General features: G+C 68.6%; 15 protein-coding genes and 1 riboswitch. Of the genes, 8 read left to right on the top strand and 7 right to left on the bottom strand.

Going from position 1 to position 18,230, the window contains the following annotated elements; all coding sequences use genetic code 11:
• Window positions 1–262 precede the first annotated feature (262 nt).
• From JOF29_RS30370 to JOF29_RS30355, 4 genes are all read left to right on the top strand, one after another.
• Window positions 263–2,281, top strand: a complete 2,019-nt coding sequence (locus JOF29_RS30370) for a hypothetical protein (protein ID WP_209697827.1) — start codon at window positions 263–265, stop codon at window positions 2,279–2,281.
• Window positions 2,282–2,371: 90 nt separating this feature from the next.
• Window positions 2,372–3,637, top strand: a complete 1,266-nt coding sequence (locus tag JOF29_RS30365) for an extracellular solute-binding protein (protein ID WP_209700076.1) — start codon at window positions 2,372–2,374, stop codon at window positions 3,635–3,637.
• Between the two features lie 77 nt (window positions 3,638–3,714).
• A complete protein-coding gene (locus JOF29_RS30360) occupies window positions 3,715–4,554 on the top strand; it encodes a carbohydrate ABC transporter permease (protein WP_307863766.1) in 840 nt (279 codons plus the stop codon).
• Window positions 4,555–5,418: a carbohydrate ABC transporter permease gene (locus JOF29_RS30355; protein ID WP_209697826.1), complete on the top strand. Its 864-nt coding sequence runs from the start codon at window positions 4,555–4,557 to the stop codon at window positions 5,416–5,418. It begins immediately after the preceding gene.
• 440 nt (window positions 5,419–5,858) lie between these two features.
• Here the strand turns inward: JOF29_RS30355 and JOF29_RS30350 are convergent, their stop codons facing one another.
• Entirely contained in the window at window positions 5,859–7,055 is a 1,197-nt protein-coding gene (locus JOF29_RS30350) for a helix-turn-helix domain-containing protein (RefSeq protein ID WP_209697825.1), read from the bottom strand.
• A 173-nt stretch (window positions 7,056–7,228) separates the two neighbouring features.
• On the opposite strand from JOF29_RS30350, the gene JOF29_RS30345 reads away from it, so the two are divergent.
• The gene (locus JOF29_RS30345; protein ID WP_209697824.1) at window positions 7,229–7,510 is read left to right on the top strand and encodes a hypothetical protein; all 282 of its coding nucleotides are present in this window, start codon (window positions 7,229–7,231) and stop codon (window positions 7,508–7,510) included.
• A gap of 277 nt (window positions 7,511–7,787) precedes the next feature.
• Here JOF29_RS30345 and JOF29_RS30340 read toward each other — a convergent pair whose 3' ends face one another.
• Together JOF29_RS30340 and JOF29_RS30335 are read right to left on the bottom strand one after the other, a co-directional pair.
• Window positions 7,788–8,753: an LLM class flavin-dependent oxidoreductase gene (locus JOF29_RS30340; protein ID WP_209697823.1), complete on the bottom strand. Its 966-nt coding sequence runs from the start codon at window positions 8,751–8,753 to the stop codon at window positions 7,788–7,790.
• A gap of 132 nt (window positions 8,754–8,885) precedes the next feature.
• A complete protein-coding gene (locus tag JOF29_RS30335; protein ID WP_245359620.1) occupies window positions 8,886–10,121 on the bottom strand; it encodes an RNA-guided endonuclease InsQ/TnpB family protein in 1,236 nt (411 codons plus the stop codon).
• A gap of 59 nt (window positions 10,122–10,180) precedes the next feature.
• Between JOF29_RS30335 and JOF29_RS30330 the strand changes: the two genes are divergently transcribed.
• The 3 genes from JOF29_RS30330 (at window position 10,181) to JOF29_RS30320 (ending at window position 13,747) form a co-directional block, all read left to right on the top strand.
• Entirely contained in the window at window positions 10,181–11,299 is a 1,119-nt protein-coding gene (locus JOF29_RS30330) for a mandelate racemase/muconate lactonizing enzyme family protein (RefSeq protein ID WP_209697822.1), read from the top strand.
• Window positions 11,300–11,338: 39 nt separating this feature from the next.
• On the top strand, window positions 11,339–12,286 hold the full coding sequence (locus JOF29_RS30325) for a dihydrodipicolinate synthase family protein (protein WP_209697821.1): 948 nt from the start codon (window positions 11,339–11,341) through the stop codon (window positions 12,284–12,286).
• Between the two features lie 237 nt (window positions 12,287–12,523).
• Window positions 12,524–13,747 (top strand): response regulator, encoded by a 1,224-nt coding sequence (locus tag JOF29_RS30320; RefSeq protein WP_209697820.1) that lies wholly within the window; start codon window positions 12,524–12,526, stop codon window positions 13,745–13,747.
• A 159-nt stretch (window positions 13,748–13,906) separates the two neighbouring features.
• Here the strand turns inward: JOF29_RS30320 and JOF29_RS43765 are convergent, their stop codons facing one another.
• The 4 genes from JOF29_RS43765 to JOF29_RS30300 form a co-directional block, all read right to left on the bottom strand.
• Window positions 13,907–15,106 (bottom strand): alcohol dehydrogenase catalytic domain-containing protein, encoded by a 1,200-nt coding sequence (locus JOF29_RS43765; RefSeq protein ID WP_245359617.1) that lies wholly within the window; start codon window positions 15,104–15,106, stop codon window positions 13,907–13,909.
• 265 nt (window positions 15,107–15,371) lie between these two features.
• Complete coding sequence (locus JOF29_RS30310) at window positions 15,372–15,647, bottom strand: ubiquitin-like small modifier protein 1 (RefSeq protein WP_209697819.1); 276 nt, start codon at window positions 15,645–15,647, stop codon at window positions 15,372–15,374.
• Window positions 15,644–16,903 carry a threonine synthase gene (gene thrC, locus JOF29_RS30305; RefSeq protein ID WP_209697818.1) on the bottom strand — a complete coding sequence of 420 codons (1,260 nt, stop codon included), beginning with the start codon at window positions 16,901–16,903 and terminating at the stop codon, window positions 15,644–15,646. Before thrC ends, JOF29_RS30310 begins: the two co-directional genes overlap by 4 nt.
• Before the next feature lie 13 nt (window positions 16,904–16,916).
• A riboswitch (SAM riboswitch) is annotated at window positions 16,917–17,057 on the bottom strand.
• Window positions 17,058–17,122: 65 nt separating this feature from the next.
• Window positions 17,123–18,067, bottom strand: a complete 945-nt coding sequence (locus JOF29_RS30300) for a DNA-3-methyladenine glycosylase family protein (RefSeq protein WP_307863765.1) — start codon at window positions 18,065–18,067, stop codon at window positions 17,123–17,125.
• Between the last annotated feature and the right edge of the window lie 163 nt (window positions 18,068–18,230).

Here is an 18,230-nt window from a genome sequence, read left to right as displayed (position 1 = left end):
GCTGGTCAGGTTCGTCGGCGAGGTCGAGGACGACGGCCTGCTGGTCACCGGAGGCCGCCGGCGAGGCCGACCACACCCTCGCCGCTACCCGCGAACTCCTCCAGGAGCTACTGGCGAAGCTGCCCAGGACCTAACGGCCGGGGCCGTAACCGGAGGGATTCCTGCCAGTAGTGGCAAATTTCGCTGAACCGTTGACTTCGTCACGGCGCGAGGGCTTCACTTTCGGACAGGACCGTAAATACGGCACCCCGGAGGCAATCGCATGCGATCAGTCCGCTCCCTTCTCGCACTGACCCTCGTCGCCGTGCTCGGCACGACCCTGACTACACCGGCCCAGGCGGGGCACAAACCACCTGTGGGCACCGTCGTCTCACTCGGTACTCCGCTGTCCGACGTCCTGCTGATCGGCGGTACGGTCGCGCCCGGCCCGAACGGCAAGACCGCGATCTGGAACGTGTCCAGCGGAAGTCCGGCGTACCTGAACGCCATCGACCCGGCCACCGGCGACAGCCTGCTGTCCGCGGCACTGCCGGGCGCCGACGGCAGTTACGCGGTCGCCGCCGCACCCGACGGCACGATCTACGCCGGCACCTACAACAACGGCCACCTGTACCGGTTGAGACCGGGCGCGACCACCGCCGAGGACCTCGGCCGGCCGCTGTCCACCGAGACGTTCATCCTGCGGATCACGGTCGACGAGCAGGGCAACGTGTACGGCGGTACGTACCCGCACGGCAAGGTGTTCCGCTACGACCACGCGACCGGCGCGGTCCGCGACTACGGCACGATCAAGGCCGGCCAGGGGTACGTGAAGAGCATCGACTACTGGAACGGCAAGCTCTACACCGGTTCCGAGCCGGACGCGTACTTCTCGGAGGTCGACACCCAAACCGGCGCGGTCACCGAGATCCCGGCACCGCCCGGAATGGGCGACCCGAAGAACCAGGTCGTCTACGACCTGAACGTCCGCGGCGGCCGGATGTACGCCCGGGTCAGCACCGCGTTCCCCGGCCCGCTGTACGTCTGGGACATCGCGTCCCGGACCTGGGTCGACACGATCCCGAACGAGCACGGCCTGGACATCTCGCCGATCGGCGCGGGCGGCGCGATCTACCTGATCCAGGCGAGCGAGCTGAAGAAGTACGACCCGGCCACGAAGACGCTGACCGGTACCGGCCTGACGTTCACCGGCCGGATCCAGAACGCCCGCTCGATCGGGTACGCCGACCTGAACCTGCCCGACTACCCCGGGACCAGCGTGGTCGGTACGCTCTGGCGGGGCGACGAGTTCCGGTACAACCCGCAGACCGGCAAGTCCGAGATCTTCCAGACCAAGGTCCGCCGGGAGCCGATCGAGATCCTGTCGGTGGCCGGCGGGAAGAACAGCGTCTACGCCGGCGGCTTCCTGAACGGGGGCGTGTCCGTCGTGAACCCGGACACCGGCGAGACCAAGTTCAACCGGTTCTCCCAGGTCGAGGCGCTGATGGAGGCGTCCGACGGAAAGTTGTACGTCGGCGCGTACCCGGAGGCCCGGCTCTACGCGTACGACCCGGCGAAGACGTGGAGCAGCCCCGAGTACTCCCCCGGACCGCCCGGTACGCCGGACAACCCGACGCAGCTGCTGAACCTGAAGCCGGACCTGTTCCAGACCCGCGCCCGGGCGCTGACCGAGGTGAACGGCAAGATCGCGGTCGGCACCGTCCCGGACGGCGACCGGCTCGGCGGGGCGCTGGTGATCTACGACCCGAAGACCGGCACCAGCGAGAAGTACCGGAACGTGGTCCAGGACGAGTCCGTCTTCGGCCTGACGTCCCGCTGCGGCATCGTGTACGGCGGAACGTCGATCGCCGGTGGCCTGACGACCACCCCGCCGACCCGGGAGGCGGGCACAGTGTTCGCGTGGGACATGACGGGCAAGAAGAAGCTCTGGGAAACCGTGCCGGTGCCGGGTGCGGCGACGGTCTCGTCGGTGACGATCGGGCCGGACGGCCTGCTCTGGGGCGTGGCCGGCAAGACGGTGTTCGCGCTCTCCCCGGGCAACGGCAAGCTCAAGCGCTCCTTCACGCTCGGCACGACGACCTCCAGCGGCGACATCGTCGCGACCTCGGAGGCGGTGTACGTGAGTATCGACCTGAACACGATCTACCGGATCGCGCCCGGAGCGAAGTCCGTCCCGACGCTGTTCGTCGCGCACGCCCACCGGCGGCTCGGCGTCCGGGGAGATCACCAACTACTGATGACAAGTGGGTCCGAGCTGTTCCGGATTGATATCAGCCGTTGACAGCCGAAATTCACCCCGGCTACTTTCGGTCCTGACCGTTATTCGGTGCAACTACTTCCGGCCCTGACTTCCGGACACCCTGGGGGTGTGATGAGATCCACCGTCCGCCGCATCGCGGCACCACTCACGGCGCTCGTCCTTGCCGCAGCGCTCAGCTCCTGCGGCGGCAGCGACAGCGGCAGCAGCGGGGGCAAGAAGAGCCTCACGCTCTGGATGTACCCGGTGATCGCCGACAAGGCGGCCAACGACACGTACTGGAAGAAGGTCGAGACCGACTTCGAGGCCGCCAACTCGACCATCGACCTGAAGATCGAGCAGCAGCCCTGGACCGACCGCGACCAGAAACTGGCGGCCGCGTTCTCCGGCAAGAAGGGCCCGGACGTGCTGCCGATGATCCCGGACCAGATCCCGCAGTACGTCGTGAACGGGAACCTGGAGCCGGTCGACGACGTGGTCAGCCCGCTCAAGGACCAGTTCCTGCCGTCGGCCGTACCGGGCCTGACCGTGCAGGGCAAGGTGTACGGCGCACCGATCTACCACACCGTCACCACGACGATGTACAACAAGACCGTCCTCGCCAAGGCCGGGATCGCCAAGCCGCCGGAGACCTGGGACGAGATCAAGGCCGCGGCGCCGAAGCTGAAGGCCGCCGGGTTCCAGACGCTGGACTACTCGGCCTCGCCGGAGGCGACGCTGAACCTGAACTTCTACCCGCTGCTCTGGCAGGCCGGCGGCAAGGTGTTCGCCGACGACGGCAAGAGCGTCACGTTCAACCAGGCGCCCGGGCTGAAGGCGCTGACCTTCCTGAAGACGCTGTGGGACGAGGACGCGATCCCGAAGACCGCGCTGACCGCGGGCAACGTGGCCGCCGACTCCCCGCTCGGCAAGGGCAAGGTCGCGATGTCGTTCAGCGCCGTACTCGCCGACGCCGGCACGGTCGCGAAGACCTGGGGGGCGCCGAACGTCGAGATCGGGCTGCCGCTGAAGGACGAGAAGCAGGCCGCGCTGGGCCTGCCGGGCGGTCTGGTGGTGAACGCGGCCTCGGCGAACGTCGACGGCGCGAAGAAGTTCCTCACGTTCATGATGCAGCCGGCCCAGCTCGACGGGCTGGCCAAGGCGTCCGGGTACTACTCGCCGCGCAGTGACGCGAAGTCCGGGCTCGCGGACCCGAACGCGCCGAAGTTCGCCGCCGCCCTGCAGTACGCCGTACCGGGCGAACCGAACCCGGCGGCGCGGCAGATCATGTCGTTCCTGAGCACGGACATCCAGGCCGTGCTGACCGGTAAGAAGCAGCCGCAGGAGGCGCTCGACGACGCCGCCAAACAGGCCAACGACCTCCTGTCGAGACAACGTTGACGGAGGCTCGACAGCTGCCGGACACGGGTCGGGCGGGACCCGTGTCCGGTCGGCGGCGCTCGCTACGCAGGCCATGGGTGGGCCTGCTGTTCGTCGCACCCATGCTGCTGTTGTTCCTGGCCTTCCGGTTCCTCCCGGTGATCGGCGCTCTGCTGCTCTCGCTGACCGACTACCGGATCAGCGGCAAGTGGGACTTCATCGCCCTCGACAACTACAAGCGCCTGTTCTCCGACGGCATGTTCGGCGACGCGCTCGTGGTCACGCTGACGTACACGGTGATCTTCGTCCCGCTGACCGTGCTGCTGTCGCTCGGCACCGCCGTACTGCTGCATCGCGTGGTGTGGAGCCGCGGGTTCTTCCGCGGCGTGTTCTTCCTGCCGTACGTGACAAGCATCGTGCTGGCCGCGGTGATCTGGAAGTGGATCTACGACATCCAGGACGGTCTGCTGAACTCGGTCCTCGGGCTGGTGCACATCGGCCCGATCGACTTCCTCAGCCAGTCGAGCACGGTGCTGCCGTCGATCGCGGTGACGTCGGCCTGGAAGGGTTTCGGGTACTCGATGCTGATCCTGCTCGCGGGCCTGCAGGCGGTACCGAAGTCGTACCTCGAAGCGGCGATGATCGACGGTGCGGGGACCTGGCAACGGTTCCGGTACGTGACGCTGCCGCAGCTGCGGCCGGTCCTGTTCTTCGTGCTGGTGATCGAGACCATCGGTGCGTTCCAGGTCTTCGACGCGATGTACGTGATGACCGGCGGCGGGCCCGTGCACGCCAGCTACTCGATCGTGTACTTCCTGTACGACAGCGGTTTCAAGTACTTCGACTTCGGCTACGCCAGCGCGATCGGTCTGGTGCTGTTCCTGATCGTGCTGATCGTCTCGCTCGTACAGCGCCGGCTCGTCGGGAGGGACGACTAGATGGCTCAGGTACTCGAGGCCGGCTCGGTGGTCGACACGCAGACCGTGGGTCGGCGTACGGCGGCCCGGCTGACCTTGCCGACCCTGCTGACGCTGACCGCGATCGTGACCATCGTGCCGTTCGCGGCGATGGTGCTGGTCGCGTTCGCGCCACCGAGCGGGCAGACGTTTCCAGGCGCGCTGAACCCGGCACACTTCACGCTGGAGAACTTCCGGAACGTGCTGTCCAGCTCGGACATCCCACGCTGGACGGTGAACTCGCTGCTGTACTCACTGGTGTCGGTGGCGTGCGTACTGCTGTTCGCGTCGATGGCCGGGTACGCCTTCGCGAAGAAGAAGTTCCCCGGCCGGGAGATCATGTTCTGGGCGTTCCTCGCGACCTTGATGGTCCCGTTCCAGGCGACGCTGATCCCGACGTACATCCTGGTCGCGAACCTGAACTGGGTGGACAGCTACTGGGGCTTGATCGTCCCGACGCTGGCGAACTCGCAGGCCGTCTTCCTGATGCGCCAGTTCATCCTGCAACTTCCCGACGAACTCTTCGAGGCCGCCGAGATCGACGGCGCCGGCGAGTGGCGCATCTTCACGATGATCGTGATGCCGCTGATCCGCCCCGTCCTGGCCACCTTGGGAATCTTCGTCTTCCTCTGGCACTGGAACGACTTCCTCTGGCCGCTGGTCATCGGCCAGTCCGGCAAGATGCAGACCCTCACGGTCGGCCTCGCCACCCTCCAAGGCCAAGCCGTCCCCATCAACCAGATCATGGCCGGGGCCACCATCACAGTCGTCCCCAGCCTCCTGGTCTTCGGCCTCCTCCAGCGCTACCTGACCGACAGCATCGCCATGTCCGGCCTGAAGGCCTAAAGAGCCCCACGCGTGCTACGCAGCCGCTAGCTTCGTCGCTCCGCTCCTCAGACGCGGCCGCTCCGCGCGCTCCCACCCACCCCCGGGCCAGCGCCCGGACTGCTGCCGGCTACCGCCGACGAGTTGCTCGCTGGCGCTCGCGAGTGACTACCCAACCGACCGCGATGAGCCCGACGCGACTGTTCTACCGAGCGGACGCGGTGAGGTGCGTACGCCGGCGCCCGTATCGTCGCGGGCAAACGTGTCTACGCGTCCGCGAGGCGTCGCCACCAGGGCACGCAGCCTTCATCTGATCGCGCCGATCGGGAGTGTCAGACCCCTGTCCGGGCCGAGACGTGGAGACGATGCGCCTCGGCACCAGACGGATGGTCGGCAGAGCCGGCCGTGACGAGAGGATGCACTGAGAGATGCCAAGAACAGCCGACACTGGGCAATGCTCCTCAGATCGCGGCAAGCATTCCCATGCGGTCGGCCAGGCCGCGCAGCTCCCGGCCGCCTGCATCACGGCGAGCGCGGAGGACCATCTCGCTCACGATTTCTCGGGCCCAGATGCTGTGTCGCGTGCGGGTCGCGCCCAGCTTCTCGGCCTGTCGCAGTAGCCGGGTGACGTCCTCGTCTCGTCCTCTGAGGCCGTGCAGTGCCCGTGCGTGGTCGATCAGGAATCGGATGCGTCGGCCCTTGGTCGGGATGTCCTCGGGGCGTATGTCGGCGGCAATCTCCGCGGCCTTGACGTGGTCGCCGGCCTCAAGCGCGATCGATGTCCGCCACAGCTCGACGTTCACGCGGGAGAAGTTCAGCCAGAAGGCGTTCTGCGGGTCGATCCGGTCCGCGCTCTCCTGGGCTTCCTGGAGAGCGGCCTCGGGGTCTTCGCCCAGCATCTCCGAACAGAACGCGGTCGCCAGGAAGTTCATGCCGTGGACCTCTGTCGCGGCGACGCTGTCCGGGGTCAGCAGGGAGACGGCGTTGCGCGCGATGGCATCGGCGCGGTCGTAGGCGTTGAGTCCGATCAGGGCCTGCGCCCGGGTGTAGTCGGCGGCGGCGATGTACAGCGGATCTTCGAGAATCTGCGCGGCCTGGTGACCGCGCTCGGCCGCGACCCAGGCGAGGTCGATCGCACCAAGGTTCTTCAGGAAGTGGGCCGTCGAGTTGGTGGCCTGCACCAACGACCTGAGGGCCGGTAGGCGATCGTTGCTGTCGATCGTTGCGGCGGCGTGCAGGTCCCTGAGCAGCGGCGGGAGAGCATGGCCGACCAGGGCATCTTGGCTGTCGGCGCGGGCTTCGGCGAGGCGCTGGGTCTCCTGGTTCAACTCTTCGATGGTTCGAAGGGGTGCGCCGTGCGGCAACTCAAGCGTCGTCGCCATCAGCGCGATGCGGATGTCTGGGATCGCGGCGTGCGCGTCGCTGTTCGCGCGGTCGGCGATGAAGTGGTCACCCGTCAGGTCGGCCACGCTCACGCGGAGCGCATCCGCGATGGCCTTGATTGTCTTGCGGCGTTCGAGGTTGGCGTTGCCGTTCTCGATCTTGGACAGGTAGCCCTTGGTGATGCCGGCCTGACCGGCGAGGGCATCAAGAGTCATGTTGCGCCACTTGCGCAGGCGGCGGATCTCTTGGCCCAGGTTCGCCAGGTCGTTGTCCATGCAGCCAACGCTACCGGACCCAGTTTCCGCTCAGGAAACTTTCTCATCCTGTGGTCGCTTAGCGTTCCGGTTATGACGCACAGAGCGATGAGAACCTTGGCGCTCCGGACAGCGGATCGACCCGAACGACCGACCTCGACGAGAAGATCTGGTTCGACGACGACTTCAGTTTCGTGCTGGCCGCAGCGCTCCCCGGCCTGCGGTTCCTGAGCAAACTGCCGACCGGGGTCACGATCTTCACCCATCGGGACGGCTCGTGGGCCAGACTCGACAACGGCACGGTCGCACAGGCCGGGGATCAGCAGATCTGGAACGCCGTGGAGGTAGCGTACGAACAGTGGGAAGGCCTCGGCCGGCCGGCCCGCGTCCAGTTCACCATCTCCGTGCAGCCCGACTCGCAACACATTCGGCTCGAGGGGCGCGGGGTCGAATGGACTCTGCCGAGGGTGCCCTGACCGGTGAACGAGCTCCTTCGGCGAGGCGAGCCCGAGGAAGTCGTCTGCCCCTGCCAGGGCGTGACGAACGTTGGCCCGAGGACTCCGAGGTCAGCATCGGGAAAGTACGCCAGGCGGTACGGGGAGTTTGTTGAGGGCAACGGCTCACGACCGGTTGGGGCCGGACACCACCTCCGGCCGGAGTGTGTCGCGTCGGCGGTATCACGGTCCGTTGGGTGGTCACTCGCGCGAGCGCAGCGAGCAGATCGCGGGCGGCAGCCCGCAACTCGCCGGCGGCTTACAGGAGGTTGCCGAAGTTTTCGATGGATTTGAGGGTGTCGGACTGGCTCATGCCCGGGGGCTGGATGCGGAGGATGATGCCGTCGGCGCCCAGTTCCTCGTAGTGGGCGAGGCGGTCGGCGCATTCGGCCTTGGAGCCGATGACGCTGCGGGCGGTGATGTCGTCCCAGCCCTGGGTGTAGCGGGACACGTCCGTCGACGTACGCTTCCAGCCGGTGTAGGCGTCGTACAGGTCCCGCAGCGGCTCATCGAGGGCTGTGCGGGCCTCCTGGGACGTGTCGGCGCAATAGCCCTCGCGGCACAGGATGACCTCGTGGCCGAGCGACTCAGGGCCTTGGGGATATGACAGGTACTCGGCGATCTTGTCGGGCAGGTCGGCGTCGAGTTCGTTGAAGGACGTGGTCCAGCCGTCGCACATCCGCGCGGTCCGTTCCAGTACGGCGGACACCCGGCCGCCGTTCCACAACCGCGGGCGCGGCGACTGCACCGGCCGCGGCGACAGGTACGCGTCCTGGATCGACGTGAACTTCCCGTCGTACGACACCTCGTCCGACGTCCACAACCGGGTGAGGATCTCCAGCCCTTCCTCGAACCGCGCGACCCGCTCCGGCTGCCGTACGCCGTACAGCGCGAACTCCTCCGGACGGTACCCGAGCACGAACCCGGCCGTCAGCCGCCCACCGGACAGTACGTCGATATGCGCGAGCGTCTCCGCCAGCACCACCGGGTCGTACAGCGGCGCCACGATCCCGGCCGTCGCGATCCCGATCCGCGAGGTGTGCGCGGCCAGCCAGGTCATCGACGTGAGGATCTCGTGGTACCCGGGCCGGTGCAGGTGCCGTTCGCCGAGCACCACCCACTCGAACCCGGCCTGTTCGGCCAGCTTCGCCTGCTCGACCGCGTCCGCCAGTTGCGGCCGCTCGTCCGGGGTGCCGTAGAGGTTCAGATACAGACCCAGCCGCATCAGGGGTGCCACCTTCCGTTGACAGGGAGCGCTCGGGGTATTTACGGTCTTGACCGTAAATGCTTTCCGCCCAGAACGCTAGGAGCCGGTCTTGACGTCCTCCTCTCTCTGCAGGAGAGGATTCCAACTGCGCTACGCGGAGGTGGCGAGTTGAGGTTCACGCTTCTCGGACCCAGTCATCGGATCTCGGCGTGCTGTCACGGCCCGTCCGGCCGCGATACTGCGTGCTGCAAGGTTGCAGGCTGCGTTCACGTCAGCGTTCGCGCTATAACCGCAGGATCGGCACCGGAAGGCGGCTTGGCTCTCGCGCGCCTCTCGATCCACGACCCCGCACCGCGAACACGTCTGACTCGTATAGGCAGGATTGACCCTCTCAACCCGCCCCGGCGCCTTCTGCTCCAGACGGGTCACAAGCATGCCCCAGGCGTTCGCGAGAATGCCCCGGTTCAAACCCGCCTTCTGGGCGACATTCCGGCCGGGTTCCCCGATGGTGCCGCGCCCAGAACGAGTCATCTGCGCGATGCGGAGGTCCTCGACCCCGATGACATCGAACCTGCGCGCCAGATCAGTGGACGTCTGTTCGGCCCAGTTCGTCCGCCGGTCCGTTTCGCGGGCCTTCACCTTCGCGATCGCGACCCGCAATCTCCTGCGGCGGTTCGACCCGCGCCGCGCCCGCGCCAGCCTGCGTTGCAACCGCAGCAACCGACGCCGTTCGCTACACCGCAGCCCCGGGACAGCGAGGATCTCCCCCGTCGACAGCGCCGCCGAGACCACGACACCGCGATCAACACCGACCACCGCACCGGTCCCCGGGGCGGGGATAGGTTCCGGGATCGCGGCGAACGCGAGGTGCCAGCGTCCCGAACGGTCACGGGTGATCCGGTAGGCCTTCGCGGCAGGCAGCGCCCGCGTAATCCGGAACCGAACCCATCCGATCTTCGGGACGAGCACCCGACCCCATTTTCGCGACAACCGCTCTACCCGCTCGGCCTGTGGACCGACGACCCTAAACCCCTCATGGACTCCGGCTCGCCGCCAAGTCGGCCGCCGATGGGTGCCAATGTAGAAATTCTCGACAGCTTGACCGAAGTCTCGCAATGCCTGCTGCTGCACAGTCTGCGATCCCGCCCGCAGCCAGTCGTTGACCGCGCGCGCCTCGGTCAGTTGCGCCGATTGCGCGTTGTATCCGGGGGATGCGGTACGGCGGCCCGGTCGCCACATCGACCACTGCTCGAGAGCGAGGTTCCAGATGAACCGCGTATGACTGCAGAGCCCCAGCAGAGCCGCCTCTTGCTCCGTAGTGGGTGCGAGACGAAACCTGGACACGAAAGGAACACTGCCATGCGCCACCGACAGTTCCAGCACCATCCCAGGCCATCGAGGACTTTTCCCGACGCTGAACCACGGGGCTGCTTCCGGAGCTCTCGATGAGTCTTGCACCAGCGCCGGCCGGGTTGCCGGACGGAGGAACAGCGGCGCCGATCAGCGCGATCAAGACCCGGGTGGTGAGCGCGCCGTACCGGCGGCCGTTCCGGATCAGCAGCGGTGTCAGCAACGAGCTGATCAGCCTGGTCGTCGAGGTGCACACCGCGGACGGCGCGGCCGGGATCGGCGAGACGTCCCCGATGACGGCGTACACGGGTGAGACGCTGGCCGGTGTCCAGGCGGCGATCGAGGAGCACCTGGCCCCGGCGCTGATCGGCCGCGACCCGCTCGACCGGGCCGGCGCGCACGTCGTGATGGACGGCGTACTGCGCGGTCAGCAGGTCGCCAAGGCCGGTCTCGACATCGCGCTCTTCGACCTCGCCGGGCGCCTCAGCGGCTGGCCGGTGCACGCGCTGCTCGGCGGCAGCGTCCGGGACCGCGTGCAGACCACCTGGGTCGTCGGCCTCGGCACGCTCGACGAGATGGCCGCCGAGGCCGCGGAGTACGCCGGCCGCGGGTTCATGCACCTGAAGGTCAAGGGCGGCCAGGACCCGGCGAAGGACCTCGAGCTGATCCGCGCGGTCCGGGCCGCGATCCCCGCCGACGCCGAGCTCTGCCTGGACGCCAACGAGGGGTACGACGCCACGACCGCGCTCCCGTACCTCGCGAAGATGAGCGCCGCCGGCCTCACCCTGCTCGAGCAGCCGCTGCCACGCTGGGACCTGACCGGGCTGGTCCGCCTCCGCGACCGCCTCGACGTCCGGGTGATGGTCGACGAGAGCATGCACTCGCTGCACGACGCCCTGGAGATCGCCCGCCGCGGCGCCGCCGACGTACTGAACATCAAGATCCTCAAGGTCGGCGGCCTGCACCGTGCGCTGCAGATCGCCGCGGTCGCCGAGGCCGCCGGGCTCGCGGTGAAGGTAGGCTCGATGCCGGAGCTGGGCGTCGCCACGCTGGCCGCCGTCCATCTGGCCGCGGCCGTGCCGGGCGCCACCGTCGCGGCCGACCTGGTGGGCCCGCTGATGGTCGACGAGGACCCGCTGGCCCCGACCGTGTTCGCCGATTGCGACGGCTGGATCGACGTACCCAAACGCCCCGGTCTCGGTCACGATGTCTGAGGGTGTCGTTCCACGACACCCTCTGAGAGAGGTCATCTGATGCATCCGCTCGTAGAACGGCTCCGCGGCACGCTCCTCCCCGCGGTCGTCACCCCGATGGACCAGGACGGGGTCGTCGCGTACGACGCCCTGTCCGCGTACGCCGTGACGCTGACGAAGCAGGCGATCGGCGGGGTCGCGGTGTGGGCGCACACCGGCCGCGGGCTGTACCTGTCGCCGGGCGACCGGGCCAAGGTGCTCGAGACCTGGCGCACGGCGACCGACGTACCGATCGTGGCAGGTGTCGGCATACCTCGGGACCGGTCGGCGCAGACGCTGCAGGAGGCCGCCGACGCGACGGTCGAGATGGCCCGGGCCGCGGCGGCGGGCGGGGCCGATGCGGTGATGGTCTACCCGCTGGCGGCGCTCGGTGAGTTGGAGGACGGGCACGCGCAGGCGGTGGCGTTGCACGAGCGGGTGGCGGCGGAGAGCGGGCTGCCGCTGGTCGGGTTCTACCTGCACGGCGAGGCCGGCGGGTACCCGTACTCTCCTGCGTTGATCCGAGACCTGTTGTCGTTGGACGCGATGCTCGGTGTGAAGACCGCGACGCTGGACCGGGCGATCGGCTGCCAGGACGCGATCTGGGCCGGCCGCGGGACCGGGAAGCTGCTGATCACCGGCGAGGACCGGATGTACGGGCCGTCGTTCATGTGGGGCGCGGACACCGCGCTGGTCGGGATCGCGTCGGCACAGGTCGAGCTGTCGGCCGCCGTACTGCGGGCCTGGACGGCCGGTGCGCACTCGGAGTTCCTGGCCGCGTCGGAGCGGCTGGACCGATTCGCGGCGGCGACGTTCTACGCGCCGATCGAGGGCTACGTGCAGCGGATGCTCTGGGCGGCCGAGTGGGAGGGGCTGGTGCCGGCCGCGGCCGCTTACGATCCGTACGGACCATCGCTTCCGCCGAGCGAGCGTGAGCTCGTGATCCGCTGCCTGGAGGAACTGCACTGATCGGGCTGGCAGTGAGGTGGCGCGCTCCCTCCTTCGCTCCACCACACCGACGCCGCCCTGGACCCGCCTCAGGGGGTGGCGGTAATTGTGGTCTTGACCGAAACTAGGAGAGTACCGGCCGAACGTCAAGATCTCGGACCCGGCTGCGCTATTCTGCGTTCTGAGGGGACTTGAGGGCCAGACCAGAAGTCGTCGGAGGATCGCCGTGGGGATCTGCTCAGCTCCGGACGTGAACTGATGGCGCTCGCGGTCGGGGTCGTCGGGCCGGAGGATCTGGTCCAGCGGGTGACCGCGGTCGGCGCGCCGAGCGGTACGACGCTGGTCCCGCTCCCGTACCGGCACGAGACCGAGGCGGTCGACCTGGTCCGGCAGGCGCAGGGAGACGTCGACGCGTTCCTGTTCACCGGCGTCGTCCCGTACACGATCGCCACCGAGGCCGGGGCGATCGACCGGCCGGCGATGTACGTCTCGTACGACGGCGCGACGCTGCTGCGGGCCCTCGTCGAGCTGCTCCGGCTCGGGCACAACGTCACGCAGTTCTCGATCGACACGCTCCGGCGTTCCGAAGTACTGGAGACGCTGATCGAGGCGAAGCTGCCGACCGACCGGATCCACGTCCTGCCGTACCGGCCCGGGCTGACGTCGGACGACATCGTCTCGTTCCATCGGACGGCGCGGGACAAGCACGACACGAAGGTCGCGATCAGCTGCCTTGGGTCCGCGTTCCACCTGATCGAGAACGAGATGCCGTCGGTGCGGCTCGCCCCGTCGCGGTACTCGATCCGCTCGACTCTGCAGGCGCTGGTACTGACGACCACCGGGCAGCACGTCGGCGACGCGCAGGTCGCGCTCGGCGTCATCGACCTCCCGGAGCCGGACGACGCGCTCGCGGCCGACCTGATCACGCTCGGCGGCAGCCTGGCTGCGCTCCCCGACGGCCGGCATCTCGTCGTCACCACGCGCGGTCTGCTGGAGCAGGCGACCGAGCAGTTCTCCCGGATGCCGCTGCTCGACCACCTGGCCGCGCGGCACAGCACGGCGTACGTCGGGTTCGGCATCGGCCGGACCGCCGCCGAGGCCGAGGCACTCGCCCGCCGGGCAGTCGGCCGGGCCGCGTCGATCGGTACCGTCGCGGGCGTGGTGTCGATGTCCGACGACGTCGAGATCGTCATCGAACCCACCGGCGACCAGGCTTTGAGTGTCCGCGGCACCGAGAGCCTCCCGCTGCTGGCCCGCCGGGTCGGCCTCAACACCCAGACCCTCGCCCGAATGCGGGAACTCACCGCCACCCTCCCCGACGGCCTCACCACCCAGGACGTCGCCGACCACCTGGCCGTCCAACTCCGTACCGCCCGCCGCGTACTGAAACGCCTGGAACGCGCCGGCCTCGCCGCCCCCACCGGCACCCACCAACACGGCCGCACCGGCCGCCCACCCACGGTCTACCTGATCCGCCTGTAGCGCGACCCGCCGGCCGGTTTGCGGTAACAATTCCGCACCTGGCGACGAAGATGTTCCGCAAACCCAGACAGGACTACCCGAGCAACACCTCCGCGAAGAACCGCGCCGCCACGTCGTACCAGCATGCTCGTACGGCACGGTCTCGTCGGCAGTGCCGCGCTACGGGGTGATGACGGTGACGCCGGCGGGGGTGCCGTTCGAGAGGGCTGCGAGGGCGGCTGGGGCTTCTTCGAGGCGGATGGTGCGGGTGATCAGTTGGTGGGGGTTGAGGTTGCCGGTGGCAACTAGGTTGAGCATTTCGGAGTAGGCGTGGGCGGGCATGCCGTGGCTGCCGAGCCAGGTGAGTTCCTGGCTGATCAGGCGGGAGACGTCCAGTTGTACGCCGTCTGGGAGGAGGCCGACCTGGACGTGGCGGCCGCGGGGGCGGAGCGACCGCAGGGCCTGCTGGACGATGTCACCGGAACCCAGAGCGTCGATGGTGACCTGCGGACGCCCCAGCTCCCCGAGCCGTGCGACCACCGAGCCCGACCGGTCGCCGGCCAGCGCCGGGTGCGGGCCGGTCGCAGCCGAGTGAGGGCGGGTCGGCGCCGGATAGGCGCCGGTCGCAGCCGGGTCGGAGCCAGTCGCAGCCGGGTCGGAGCCAGTCGGCGCCGGGTGGGGGCCGGTCGCAGCCGGGTCGGGGCCGGGTGTAGTTGGCGTGGGCTGGGTTGGGGCTTGGATTGTGTGGGTGGCGCCGTACGTGCGGGCCAGGGCTAAGGCGGCTGGGTTGGTGTCGATGGCGATCACCTCGGCGCCCAGGGCGGAGGCGATCATGACGGCGGACAGGCCTACTCCGCCGCAGCCGAAGACGGCGACGCGTTCGCCGGCGGTTACCCGCGCTACCTGGTGGACGGCGCGGAACGAGGTGGCGAAGCGACAGCCGAGGCCGGCGGCGGTGGCGAAGTCGAGGTCGTCGGGCAGCCGCACCAGGTTCACCTCGGCGTACGGTACGGCGACGTACTCGGCGAACGAGCCCCAGTAGTTGAACCCCGGCTGGAGCTGGTTCGGACACACCTGCTGGTTACCGTCGAGGCACTGCTCGCACTTCCCGCACGCACAGATGAACGGCGTCGTCACCCGATCGCCGACCGCCCACCCCGACACGCCGGCACCGACCGCGGCGATCGTCCCCGCAAACTCATGCCCAGGCACGTGCGGCAGGACGATGTCCGAGTCGTGCCCCATCCATCCGTGCCAGTCGCTCCGGCACAGCCCGGTCGCCTCGACCTTCAGAACAACGCCGCCATCCACCGGCTCCGGCCGCGGTACCTCCCGTACGACAGGCACCACGCCGTACGCCTCAACCACAACAGCACGCATCCCCGAATCCTAAAGCCCCGCCGACTCGTGGCAATTGGTTCCCACCCGCATCCGCGAATCGTGGAATTCGGCGCCGAAAACCCCGATCTCACAACCCCAATCCACGACTCAACGCAGGGACGGCGGATCAGCCGATGCAGAACTCGTTGCCCCTCGGCCAGCCGCAGCGGTTCGGTCGCATCCCCGCCGATCGTCCACTTGATCGCCATACCGGGCGACGATAGACCCGGTTCCGGACGAACGACGCCCGGAACCGGGCAGCGGATCAGCCGCCGGCGACTGCGGGGATGATCGAGACCTGGCCGCCGTCCTTGATGGAGGTCTGGAGGCCTTCGGCGAAGCGTACGTCGTCGTCGTCGACGTACACGTTGACGAAGCGGCGCAGTTCGCCGGACTCGTCCAGGACGCGGCCCTTGATCCCCGGGTACGACGTGTCCAGCGAGTCGAGCACCTCCGTCAGCGTCGAGCCCTCCGCGGACACTTCGGACACGCCCTTGGTGTACGGACGCAGGATGGTCGGAACCCGAACGCTCACACTCACTGCAGGCCTGCCTTCACGAAGGCGTCGTACGACGCGGGAATGGTCACCTTGGGGCCGACCCGGTCGGCCACGGCGTCGAGCGTCTTCAGCCCGTCGCCGGAGTTGATGATCACCGTCTCGGCCTCGGGGTCGAGCTGCCCGGTGGCGATCAGCTTCCGCAGCGTCGCGACCGTCACCCCGCCCGCGGTCTCGGCGAAGATGCCCTCGGTCCGGGCCAGCAGCTGGATACCCTCGACGACCTCTTCGTCGCTGACGTCCTCGATCGCGCCACCGGTACGGCGGGCCACGTCCAGCACGTACGGCCCGTCGGCCGGGTTGCCGATCGCCAGCGACTTCGCGATCGTGTCCGGCTTCACCGGCTTGACCACGTCGTGGCCGTCGCGGAACGCCTGCGCGATCGGCGAGCACCCGGTCGCCTGCGCGCCGTACACCTTGTAGTCGGTGGCGTCGACCAGCCCGAGCTTGCCGAGCTCGGTGAAGCCCTTGTCGATCTTGGTCAGCTGCGAGCCGGACGCGACCGGGATCACGATCTGCTGCGGCAGCCGCCAGCCGAGCTGCTCGGCGATCTCGAAGGCGAGCGTCTTGGAGCCTTCGGAGTAGTACGGGCGGACGTTGACGTTGACGAACGCCCAGCCCTCCTCCTCGCCGGCGATCTCGGAGGCCAGCTTGTTCACGTCGTCGTAGTTGCCGTCGACGGCGACCAGCGTCCCGCCGTACACGGCGGTGGTGATGATCTTGGGCCGCTCGAGGTCCTTCGGGATGAAGACCACCGAGCGGATGCCGGCCCGGGCGGCGGCCGCGGCGACGGCGTTCGCGAGGTTGCCGGTGGAGGGGCAGGCGAACACCTTCATACCCAGCTCGCGGGTCGCGCTGAGCGCCGAGGCAACCACCCGGTCCTTGAAGGAGTGGGTCGGGTTGCCGGAGTCGTCCTTCACCCAGAGCTTCTTGAGCCCGAGTTCACGGGCGAGATTCTGCGCGTCGACGAGCCGGGTGTAGCCGGGCTCGGTGTTCGGGAAGCTCGCCACATCGACCGGGACGGGGAGCAGCGGCTGGTAGCGCCAGATGTTCTTCGGGCCGGCCTCGATCTGCTCGCGGGTGATCGTCGGGTACTCGTATCCGACCTCGAGCGGACCGAAACACTCCATACAGGCGTAGAACGGACCGAGCGGCGACTTCGCCCCACAGGCGCGACAGCTCAGGTGCGTACCGTTGCCGAAGGCACCTTCACGGATCGTGTGGGTGGCGGTCAGGCTCATGAGTGAGGTTCCCCTCTCATCTTCCCCGGGCGCCGGATCTCGGCGTGGGACGGATTTGGCACCGGTCCCTCGCTGAGCGCCCCGGACGGGGTCTCGACGGGGAGGGTTGCCGGGACGTCAACGGGCCGTTTCCCTCAGTCCCTCTGGATGAGCTCCCCCGAGATTACCCAATCGGGTCCATATTGTGTCCTGTGATCCCATCATTCGAGACACGCGATCTCACAAGCGGTGGGTCGCTCCCGGGGTGTGGGTGGGGAGTGATTTGCGGGGGCCGAAGCGGGGGTGGCCGATGCCGGTGAGCTCTATCAGGCGCTGGACGCGGAAGCGGTGGCCGCGGTACGGCTCGATCAGTTCGGCGCAGCCGTCGTCGTCCAGTTCCTCGCCGATCAGGGCGTACGACACATTCCGGGACACGTGGTAGTCCGCGAACGAGAACGCGTCCGCGTCCCCGTGGGCGCGCTGCCGTACTTCGGCCGCCGTCCACACGCCCACCCCGGGCAGCGACCGCAGCCGCCGCTCGATCTCCGCGCCGTCGGTCAGCTCGAGCGTCCGCTCCAGAGCGCCCGCCCGGGACGCCGCCGTCAGCACCACCCGCGACCGCCTGCTCTCGACCCCGGCCCGCAGGAACTGCCACGACGGGATCAGCCGCCACTCCTCCGGCGCCGGCGGCACCATCATCACCCGGTTGCCCTGCTCATGAGGCCCCGGCGCGGGCTCGCCGTACTCGCGCAGCAGCAGCCGCCACGCGCGGAACGCCTCCTTGCCGGTCACCACCTGCTCGATCCCGGCCGCCGCCATCGCCTCGAACACCGCCCGCGACCGCGGCACCCGCACGTCCGGGAACCGCCGCGCCGCGTCCACCAGCACCCGGTGCTCCGGCAGCGGCTCGAACCCGTCCCAGCTGTCCCCGTCCCCCAGCAACTCCGGTACGCCGTCCAACGCCCACTCGGCACCCGGTCCCCACGCCTCCGCCTCGACAGCCCCGGCGTACGGCGTCAACCGCAACAGCACCGGCCCCGCAGGCGTCCGCGTAGCCCGCCACACGGTCCGCCGCCCCGGGTCGAACACGTACGCCGGATCCCCGGGCCCCTTCCGCAACCCACCGATCACCGACTGCGGGTCCACCACCCGCCCCGGACGCCAGACCCGCACCACCGAACTCACCGCCCAAGTGTTACCCACCCCACCGACAATCCGCGGCCGGCTGGACCGCCACGCAGGCAAAACCCACGTGTTGAGGGCGTTTCGGCCCAGTTTTCAGAGTTTGCCTGCATGCAGGAACACCGCGGGGCAAGCGGCCCGTCACGTCGCCGACGTCCGATCAACC

Source organism: Kribbella aluminosa (assembly GCF_017876295.1).
In the GTDB taxonomy this organism is placed as follows: Bacteria; Actinomycetota; Actinomycetes; order Propionibacteriales; family Kribbellaceae; genus Kribbella; species Kribbella aluminosa.
This window is presented reverse-complemented; position numbering and strand designations above follow the sequence as displayed.